This is a genomic window from Sorangium sp. So ce185, assembly GCF_051526825.1.
In the GTDB taxonomy this organism is placed as follows: domain Bacteria; phylum Myxococcota_A; class Polyangia; order Polyangiales; family Polyangiaceae; genus Sorangium; species Sorangium cellulosum_D.
Genome location: NZ_CP150316.1, coordinates 11122024 through 11131757 on the forward strand (window position 1 = coordinate 11122024; position 9734 = coordinate 11131757).

The following is a 9734-nucleotide window of genomic DNA, read 5'->3' on the forward strand; positions in this document are numbered from 1 at the left end:
GGCTCGGAACAGACGGAATCTGACCGCCGTCAGACGGAGGTCAGGCTGAGTCAGGCGGAGAGAGAGCAGGAGTGTCATCCAGCCCTCCCTTCGCCGTCATGAGCGGGGCACCGACGCAATAGGCAGTCGGGAACAGCCCTAGGTTCGACGCACGCCGACAGGCGAGCTCTTGCGCGGCCTCATCCGACGCGACCCGACGCGACGCTCCAACGCGCTGCTGCGCTCGACGCGCCGCTCCCAGCCGGTCCACATGTGCGGAATGATCCGCTCGACCGATGTGTTCGATCGTGCACGCGGCGAGTTCGTTCATGGTGAACACGCCGCCGGACTCTGGTGGGCAATCTCGCAGCGGCCATGTGGTCTCACCCGATACCGCACGATGTGACCGCGATGGGCGATCTCATCTGTGCTTGAGACCACATCGCTCGTTTCGGGATCGCCCCGGGGGACGACGAAGGGTTCTCCCCGATTGCGACTCGGGCCGCTGCGCTCCACTGTGGTGGTCCACGCGATGAGCTGTGTCAGGGTCGCTGTGAGCAGCGTCGCGGCGCGTGGTTGAACCACATTTGACGTTGTTTCACAACGCAACGAAGGAGTTGCCACCATGCGAAATCGATTCGACAGGGACATGGATTACGGTCGAGACGAGCGCGGCTGGGACGAGCGCCAAGGACAGGGAGGGAGCTGGGACGAGCGCCAGGCACAAGGCAGCAGGTGGGACGAGCGCCAGGGACAGGGCGGAGGCTGGGACGAGCGCTACGGCCGGCCCCGGGGCAGCTTCCAGGAGCGCGGCTGGTCGCGCGACGAGCACCGCACCTCGGGCTACGACCAGGACCGCGACCACGGGCGCGCGATGCAGCGCGGCTACGGCGGCGAGCATACCTACGACCAGGGCCGCTTCTCCGGTCGCGAAGGCGGCTTCGACCGCGACTACAACCGCAACTTCGGCGGCGGCTATGGCCGCGACTACCGCGGCGAGCACGAGGGCACCTTCGGCGGCGGGTACGGCCGCGACTACCGCGGCGAGCACGACGGCAGCTTCGGCGGCTACGGCCGCGACTACCGCGGCGACTACAACCGCAGCTTCGGCGGCGAGTACAACAGGAGCTTCGGCGGCGGGTACGGCCGCGACTACCGCGGCGAGCACGAGGGCACCTTCGGCGGCGGGTACGGCCGCGATTACCGCGGCGACTACAACCGCAGCTTCGGCAGCCCCTACGGCCGCGACGACAACCGCGGCTGGGGCCGCGACGACAACCGCGGCTGGGGCCGCGATCAGGACCGCGAATACGGCCAGGACTTCGTTCGCACGGTCCGCGACGCGGGCCGCTCCGCGATGCAGAACGTCAGCGGCGCGCTGAGCAACATCGGAGAGCGCGTGCGCAGCGCGCTCGGCCGCGGGCCCAAGGGCTACAAGCGGTCCGACGAGCGCATCCGCGAAGACGTCTGCGAGCTGCTCTCGGATCGCGACGATATCGATGTCAGCGAGGTCACCGTCCGTGTTCAGAACAGCGAGGTCACGCTGGAGGGTACGGTCAGCGAGCGCCACCACAGGCGCCTCATCGAGCAGATCGCCGAGAACGTCCGCGGCGTGGAGGACGTGCACAACCAGATCCGCATCAAGCGGGCCGCCGAGACGACGACCGCGACGACCGCGACGACGGGCATGACCGGCGCGACGGCCTCGACGGGCGCGCAGCAGAGCGCGTCTCGCCCCATGGCGAACGACGTCGCCCATCGCTGACCTCGCCCGGCAACCGCGACGGCAGGACCAGCGCAGCGCCAGCGCCGGGCGCTGGGCCTCGCCGGCTCACGGTCGGCCGGCGAGCTCCACGACCACCTTCACCAGGCCGGCGGGGTCGATCGGCTTGGCGACGTGCTTCTGGAAGCCGGCCGAGAGCGCCCTCCTCTGGTCCTCGATCCGCGCATAGGCGGTCAGCGCCACCGCGGGGATCCCCCGGATCTCGGCCCGGCCCGCCGCGCGCACCTGCCGTATCAGCGTGTAGCCGCTCTCCCCCGGCATGCCGATGTCGCTCACCAGCACGTCGGGCCTCAGCCGCTCCAGGACGCCCATGGCCTCGCCCATCGAGCCCGCCGTGGTGACCTGCGCGCCCGCGCCCTCCAGCAGGAACGCGATCATCTCGCGGGCGTCCGGCTCGTCGTCGACGAGGAGGACGTGGAGGCCGCAGAGCGGCGCCCGCTCCCCCTCCTCGAGCGCGACGCGCCACGGCGCGGGCGGCGGCTCCTCGCGCGCGCTGGAGGGCGCCGCGTTCAGGGGGAGCGTCACCGTGAACGTGGCGCCGCTTCCCTCGCCCTGGCTCTCCGCGTCCACCGTGCCCCCGTGCAGCTCGACGAGATGGCGGACGATGGCGAGCCCCAGGCCGAGGCCGCCGTGCGCCCTCGTCGGCGAGGAGTCGCCCTGGCGGAAGCGGTCGAAGACATACGGCAAGAACGACCTGGCGATGCCCTTGCCGTTGTCGGTGACCGCGATCACGACCTGCGCGTCGCTCCGGCCCACCCGGACCGTCACCCGACCTCGCTTCGGGGTGAACTTGACCGCGTTGGAGAGCAGATTCCACATGACCTGCTGGAGGCGGTCCGGGTCGCCGCTCATCTCGTCGGGCGCGTCGTCGAGCTCGACGCAGATCTCGATGTCCTTCGCCCTCGCCGTGGGCGTGAGGGTGTCCACGGCGGCCTCGACGACGGCCGCGAGGTCGACCGCGGCCGTGTTCAGCCGCAGCTTGCCGGTGATGATCCGGGAGACCGTGAGGATGTCGTCGACGATCTGCGCCTGCGCGTGGGCGTTCCGCTCGATCGCCGCCACCCCCTGCTTCACGCGATCCGGGCCGAGCTCCCGCTCCTTGATCAGCCGCGCCCAGCCCAGGATCGCGGTGAGCGGCGTCCGCAGCTCGTGAGAGACGGTCGCGAGGAACTCGTCCTTCATGCGGTTCGCGTCCTCGGCCCGGAGGCGATCCTTCTCCGACTGGGCGAGCGCCTGCTGCTCGCGGCGGAGCAGGTCCGCGCGCTCTCGCTCGAGCTGCTTCAGCTCGGTGATGTCGACGACGGCGCCCGTCAAGAACAGCGGCGAGCCGCCCCGATCGACGATGAGCCGCCCGCGGTCGTGGACCCACCGGATCGCCCCATCGGGGCGGACGACGCGATGGATCATGTCGTAGACGTGCTGTTCCCGGAGGGTCCGCTGGTGCGCCGCGGCCACCGCGTCGCGGTCCTCCGGGTGCACGCGGCTCAGCCAGTCGTCCATCGGCTGCGTCGTCTCGCGCTCTTCCAGGCCGAGGATGCGGTTGAGGCTCGCGTCCCTCGTATCGGAGAGGGTGGTGAGGTCGATCCTCCACGTGCCCACGTCCGCCGCCCACGTCGCGAGCCGGAGCCGGTCCTCTCGATCCTGGAGCGCGCTCTCGATCCGGAACCGCTCGCTCAGGTCGACCGTCAAGCCCACCATGCGGATCGGCGCGCCGCGCGCGTCGCGGAGCACGGCCCCGCGATCGAACACGTGGGCGACGGAGCCGTCGCCGCGGTAGATGCGGTACTGGTCCGACCAGCTGTCGCCGCTGCCGCGGAGGAGCTCCTCGAAGCCGCGCGCCACGCGATCGCGATCCTCGGGCAGCAGGCGGGTGAACCACCAGGCGCCCGTGGGCGACGTCTGCTCGGGAGCGTAGCGGAAGACCTCATGAAAGGTCTCGTTGCGCTCGACCTGGTCCGTCCGGAGGTCCCAGTCCCAGATCGGGTCCTTGACCGCTCGCGCGAGGAGGCGATAGCGCTCGCGCTGTACGTCCACCTCCAGGCGCGCGTCGAGCTCGCCCGCGGCGGCCTCGCCAGCGCGCTCGCCGACGCCCTCGGGCTCGGGAGGCGCCTGCCCGTCCGCGCTGGCGAGCGCCACCGCGGCCTGATCCGCGAGCGCCGCGAGCAACCAGGCATCCTCGTCCGAGGCCTGGAGGAAGCGCTCGGCCGCGAGCACGCCGGAGATGCGGTCGCGGACGATCAAGGGGGCGGCGACGACATGGGCCGACCCGTGCAGCGCGCGCGCGACCCCCTCGTCGAAGCTCGGCAGCGGGCGGCCGCGGAGCTCGGCGACCAGCGCCGGGTCGAGCCCCAGCGAGGACCGGACGACCGGCCGCCCCTCGTCGTCGTTCAGGATCAACACGGCCCTGCCGGCGCCCCCCAGCTGCCGCGCCGCCGAGAGGACGGTCTCCTGGATCTCGCGCGCGGAGCGCGCCACCGCGAGCGCGCGACCGGCCTCGGTCAGCACACGCACCTGCGACCGAGATCTGCTCTCGAGATCGACCACGGAGGGACGGGCCTCGGCCGGATAATACGGGAACTCTCGCCGATGGTGGATGTGCATCCCTGACCGGAGCAGCCGAGCACGCTCGGCGCAGGGCGCAGCCACGCCAGGGCGCGAGCGGGCGGTGTATACCTCTTGTGAAACTGTAATAGGAGCGTGCGGACATGCGCGCCAGCCAGGCCGAGGACAAGCGTGCGCACAAAACTTGGCCCTGGATCCGGATTCCTGCGCAAACACGCGCTGCGTGGAATTCCGCGACATCCCGCCGGAGCTCCTCCTGGCCGTGGCCGGCGCGGCGCTCTTCTTCGGGCTGGTCCAGACGCTCCGGCTCGCGTGGCGGAGCGCCCGGCAGCGGCGCCGGATCGAGCGCTGCCGGGAGCAGGGCGCCGCGGGGGAGGCGCGCGCCGAGGCGCTCCTCCGCGAGCTCGGCTACACGATCGTTGGCCGGCAGGTCGCGGTCTCCTATGGAGTCCAGATCGACGGCGAGCCGTTCACCGTCGGGCTCCGCGCGGACTACCTCGTGGCGCACGGCCAGAGGCGGTATGTCGCCGAGGTGAAGACAGGCCGGCTCGCGCCGCGCATCGACACGCCGGCCACGCGGCGGCAGCTGCTCGAGTACCGGCTCGCGTTCGACGTCGACGGGGTGCTCCTGGTCGACGCGGAGTCCCGGCGGGTGCGGTCGGTGGTGTTCCCGCTGCCCGCCGGCGCCGCGGGGCGCGAGCCCCCCGGCGCGCGCCTCGCGTGGTTCCTCGCGGCGGTCGTGGCGGGCCTCGTGGCCGCGATGGCGGCGCGCGCCGGCGGGTGACGCGGGGCCTCCGTCCCCGTCTCCCGTCCCCCGTCCCCCGTCTGCGTCTGGCCTCCGCGTGCGCGTGCGCGTGCGCGCTGACTCCGGGGAATCGCGCACGCGCACGCGCACGAAGGACGCGCACGGAAGACGGAAGACGGAAGACGGAAGACCGTGTCAGTCCCAGCCGAGGGCCGCGCTAGCGCGCGGCGCGCGGACGGCGCCGGCGGCCGGCGAGGAGGAAGAGACCGAGGCCGAGCAGGCCGAGGCGGGCCGGCGAGCCCTCGGACGTCGCGCCCGCGCGGCAGGCGCAGGACGAGTCGGGCTTGGGAACGAAGCCGCTGTCCCCGCCGCCCGCGCCAGCGCCAGCGCCAGCGCCCGAGGTCAGATCCGGCGGCTCGTCCAGGAACAGGCCGCCTCCGTCCTGGCCCCCGCTCGAGGCCGTGACGCCGCCGTTGATCGGCGGGTCGCCGCAGAACCCGCGGGCGCACGGCGCGTTGCCGGGGCAGACGACGCCCGCGCACGCGTCGGTGCAGCTCCCGCCGATGCAGAGCTGCCCTTCAGCGCAGGTCACGCCCTTGCACCCGACGTCGACGCAGCGGCCGTCGTCCCCGCACGTCTTGCCGTCGGGGCAGGTGCGGCAGCCGCAGTTCGACTGGCAGATGCCGCGCTCGCAGACCGCGCCGTCCTCGCACTCGATCTGGGCGCAGAGATCCACGCACCGCCCGAGCTGGCACTCCTGGTTCGCCGGGCAGATGACGCCGTCGCACCCGCCCACGCAGGAGCCGCCGACACAGACCTGGCCGCCCTCGCACGCCACGCCCACGCACGCCTCCTCCACGCAGAGGCCCTCCTCGCAGACCAAGCCGGCGTCGCAGACGACCTCGCCGCGGCCGCAGTAGGGCACGCACGACCCGCGGTTGCACACGAGCCCCTCCGCGCAGAGGCCCTCGCCGTTGTCGACCTCGCCGTCGCAGTCGTTGTCGATGTTGTCGCAGCGCTCGCTCTGCTCGCCGGGCTCGAGGACCCTCAGGCACTCGGTGTCGCCCTCGGTCGCGCACCCCGTCCTCCCCACGGCGCACGCGCCCTGCAGCCCCGTGTCGCAGATCTGGCCGCCGCCCTGGCAGGTCACTCCCGTGATGTAATAGACGAAGTCGTTGAAGTCGCCGTCGTTCTCGTACCCGCCCTGGCTCCCCTTCCAGCTCGTCGGGGTCACGGGCAGGTCCTCGAAGGCGACATAGAACGCGTCGGGCGAGGCCGTCGACGTGTAGATCAGCGTCGTCACCCACGGTTCGTTCGGCGTGCAGCTCGTGCAGACCGTGTTGAGCTCGCGCTGCGAGAACTTCGTCTGCGTGCAGTAGGTGCCCGCCTTGCCGATGAGCGCGAAGCCGACGAGGCCGCCCTGGTACCGCGCGTCGTTGCGGATGTCGGCCGCCGAGAACTGGGTCGGCGTCCAGTCGTGCTGCCCCGCCTGGGTCGTCATCATCGTGGCCAGCGGGCAGAAGTCGTTGTCCTCGCACCGGAACGCCACAGACGTGTCCGCGGGGATCAGCTCGTAGATCTGATTGTCCGGCGGGCGCACGCCGCTCGCCGTCGCGTTGTACCAGCCGAACGCGACCTTGCACCCGCCCCCGCGCAGCACCAGCTCTCCCGTGAACCCGCAGAGCGGCGAAAAGACGCCTGGCTCCGTGCTCGCGTCCGCCACGGGATCGATGTCCTCCCCCCGGTACATGAAGAGCCCATCGAGCGTGACGGCGTTGTCCGGGAACCCGCGGCCCCGCACGAGGCCGAGCTCGGCCTCTCTGACCGGCGTGGGAAGCCGTGTGCCGTCCAGCTGCTCCACCGCGGCGCTCGCGGGTACAGCCCCCGCGAGCGGCGCGAGCAAGAGGGACAAAGAGAGCGCGGCTCGTACCGCGCGTCGGCGAGAACCCATGAAGTAAGGCGTTTGCGGCATGTGCGCCACTGTACACCTCCTCGTGCGCGCTGGGAGCAGATGATTCCATAACTCCGCACCATCAAAATGTTGCAGCCCAGTTGTTCCCGCGCCGCCGTGCGCGCCTGTTTTGACGCACGCTGTCACCGCGGCGCATGGAGTCGCGCTGGCTGTCAGGAGCGTTTTCTGCTGCCGCTCCGGGCTGGGAGGCAACAGCCTACTTGACGCTCTCCCGCGGCGCGGCGGGGGGGAGTTGCGGCGGAGCGCGGACTTCGTCGTCTCGGCGTTTGGCGCGACCTGAGGCTCCGCGTCGTGCCCGAGGCGCGGGCCTGGCTGGCCGACGCGAGGTGCGATCCGAGGCGCGGGGCGCGGCTGCGGCGGGGCGGGCGCGGACCTCGCCGAGCGGCTGCCGCCGCGCTCAGCGCGCTTCGGCGGGCGGTTCGGCCGCGGGCCCGGGCTCGCCGTGGACGACGGCCCACACGAACTCCGGGATGAGCGCGAGCGAGTGCTGGTCCTGCGTGACGCCGATGAGACCGCTGATGAACTCCAGGGCGTGCTCCTGGCGCCGCTCGTCGATGAACCGTAAGGGCGCGCTGGTCAGCCCGGGCGGGAGCCGGGCGAGCCCGGGCCCTTCCGGCTTCGCCAGCGCGGCGAGCGGGTTGCGCCTGTCCTCCGCGGCCCGCCACCGCTCGAGCCAGCCGTCGAGGGCCGTGTTCGGAACGAAGTGGTCGGCAGGCCAGGCGCGCAGGTAGGGGAAGAGCACGTGGATCCACCCGGTGAGCTCGTCCGCGGCGTTCTCGTAGCGGAAGAAGGCGCGCCAGAACGCCGGATCCTGACGGCCCTCCGCCGCGGCGACGATCTGGTCGAGCACCGGCAGGAGGACGTGAGTCCAGCGCTCCGCGCCGAACGGGGCGAACGCCGCCGCGCGGTGGCGCACCCAGCGCCAGTCGTCCGCCGTGCCGAGCAGGTAGACGCGCGGGATTCCGGCGTTCGGAAAGCTCATGTCCGCGGGGAAGGGCGGCTGCCACTCGAAGTGCGGCACGAACGGCGTCATGACCGTGAGCTCCGATGCCACGCGCTCCACCGGCCCCGTGGTCGAGAAGCTGGCTGTCACGAGCTCCCGCAGCGTGCCGACCCGCGCGGCGATCTGGGCGGAGAGGTCCGAGAACGCGACGGGCCACGGGTTCACCTGACCGAGCGTGAAATCCGGCCGGTCGATCCTCAGCTCGAAGTCGCCGTCCTCGAGGAGGACCTGGCGCCGCTGCTCCTCGTTCGCGGCGACGTGGAGCGTGAACCCCCGGGCCAGGCAGAACCAGACCACGTCGGGCGAGAGCACGAGGGGGTAGCGCTGCGTGAAGGCCATGTACGCCGCCTGGACGAGCGGGTGCACGTCCGTGCGTCCGACGATGGGCAGGCGATGGCGGTACGCGGCCTCGACGGGGGAGACGAGCAGGCTCTGCACCGTCGATTCCTCGTCGAACGCGGGCAGCGGCGCCGTCGCAGGCTCGAAGTCGGTGACGACGATGGTCGTGATGCTCATGGATCCTCGCTCTCCTGGCCCTGCGCGACGGCTTCATGGGCCAGCGCTGCCGCTCCAACCTCGTACACAAGAGCGCCGCGCGAGACAACTCGCCTCGGCGGCGGGCGCACAGCGAGCCGGCTCAACCTTGGATTCGCGCCGACAGCCCTCGATAGCCGCCGGGCGCGGACGCACGACCGCGCGTGAGGCGCGTGAAGGGAAAGGCAAAACAATTCGCTCTCATAAGAATATTACAGCACAATCGCAACGCCGGCGGATGCATTCGAGAGATAGATTACCTGGCCGGCGGGTTGGCCGCAATCGAGGCGCCTGTCGCGCGTCGACCTGAACGCATGCCAGGACCCGCGTCGGCGTTTCGACGGGCGAGCGCCGCAATGGGGCGCGCCGTTGCGGCTCCGAGGTGCGGGGATCGCCGATCCAGACGCGGCCCCGAGGCGGTGCGCAGCGGGCGGAGCAGGGATGCCATGGCGCGGGATATCCCGCCGCGAGGCGCGGGGGCGAGGCGCTTGGCAACGCATGATTTTCGCGTCAATCATGGCCCATGAGGTCCTCGCGGAGCCGTTCGCCGTCGCCAGTCACCGGGGTCCGGTCGGGGCTGGGCAACCAGATCAAGGGCTCAGGCCGTTTCACCCACCCCTCGGCCGGCAGCAGCACCCCGTCCAGCAGCACGGCCGTGCCCGACGCCGTGAACCAGGCCGCGGCCCCGAAGCCGACCCCGAAGCCGGGCGCCTTCTCCGGCTGGGATCCCGTCACGCGGAAGAGCGTGAGCCAAACGAGCTCGCCCGGCCCGACGAACACGACGACCACGACGACCACGTCTTCGGGAAGCCAGTTCGGGAGCACGACGGGCGGGAACAATGGTTCCCATGTCGGCCAGGGGCCTACCACGGCGCCGAGCTCGCCCACCGCGACGCCCAGGCCGGCCTCTCCGGTCAACGTGCCTCCGAACCCGAGCGCGATGCCGGGCAGCGGCGGCTCGCAGTCCCCTGAGCTCCCCGGCTCCAGGACGCCCCCTGCCACCGCTGGAAGCCCGCAGACCCCGGTCAGGCCTCAATCCTCGCCTGCCGGCCTTCCCCAGGACTCCACGCCGCGCCTCAACCCGCAGCCTCAGACTCTCGGCAATACCGCCACCCCGCCGCAGGCCCCCCAGACCCCGGTCAGGCCTCAATCCTCG

The 9734-nt window shown here is 71.8% G+C and carries 6 protein-coding genes; 2 read left to right on the forward strand and 4 right to left on the reverse strand.

What is annotated here, in order from left to right:
- The first annotated feature begins 604 nt into the window (after positions 1-604).
- Positions 605-1744, forward strand: a complete 1140-nt coding sequence (locus WMF26_RS41025; RefSeq protein WP_437997181.1) for a BON domain-containing protein — start codon at positions 605-607, stop codon at positions 1742-1744.
- A 66-nt stretch (positions 1745-1810) separates the two neighbouring features.
- Here the strand turns inward: WMF26_RS41025 and WMF26_RS41030 are convergent, their stop codons facing one another.
- Positions 1811-4273, reverse strand: coding sequence for a PAS domain-containing protein (locus WMF26_RS41030; protein WP_437997182.1), 2463 nt, complete (start codon positions 4271-4273; stop codon positions 1811-1813).
- A gap of 274 nt (positions 4274-4547) precedes the next feature.
- Between WMF26_RS41030 and WMF26_RS41035 the strand changes: the two genes are divergently transcribed.
- Positions 4548-5108 carry a hypothetical protein gene (locus WMF26_RS41035; protein ID WP_437333577.1) on the forward strand — a complete coding sequence of 187 codons (561 nt, stop codon included), beginning with the start codon at positions 4548-4550 and terminating at the stop codon, positions 5106-5108.
- Between the two features lie 178 nt (positions 5109-5286).
- On the opposite strand, the gene WMF26_RS41040 is transcribed toward WMF26_RS41035, so the two are convergent.
- The 3 genes from WMF26_RS41040 to WMF26_RS41050 all read right to left on the reverse strand — a co-directional run bounded on the left by WMF26_RS41040 (position 5287) and on the right by WMF26_RS41050 (position 9580).
- On the reverse strand, positions 5287-6981 hold the full coding sequence (locus tag WMF26_RS41040) for an MYXO-CTERM sorting domain-containing protein (RefSeq protein WP_437997183.1): 1695 nt from the start codon (positions 6979-6981) through the stop codon (positions 5287-5289).
- Positions 6982-7438: 457 nt separating this feature from the next.
- Positions 7439-8560 carry a DUF4419 domain-containing protein gene (locus WMF26_RS41045; RefSeq protein ID WP_437997184.1) on the reverse strand — a complete coding sequence of 374 codons (1122 nt, stop codon included), beginning with the start codon at positions 8558-8560 and terminating at the stop codon, positions 7439-7441.
- A gap of 528 nt (positions 8561-9088) precedes the next feature.
- Positions 9089-9580 carry a hypothetical protein gene (locus WMF26_RS41050; protein WP_437997185.1) on the reverse strand — a complete coding sequence of 164 codons (492 nt, stop codon included), beginning with the start codon at positions 9578-9580 and terminating at the stop codon, positions 9089-9091.
- Positions 9581-9734: the final 154 nt, after the last annotated feature.

Coding starts and splice junctions, on each gene's coding strand:
- WMF26_RS41025 (WP_437997181.1), top strand. CDS start 605: ATGCGAAATCGATTCGACAGGGACATGGATTACGGTCGAGACGAGCGC.
- WMF26_RS41045 (WP_437997184.1), bottom strand. CDS start 8,560: ATGAGCATCACGACCATCGTCGTCACCGACTTCGAGCCTGCGACGGCG.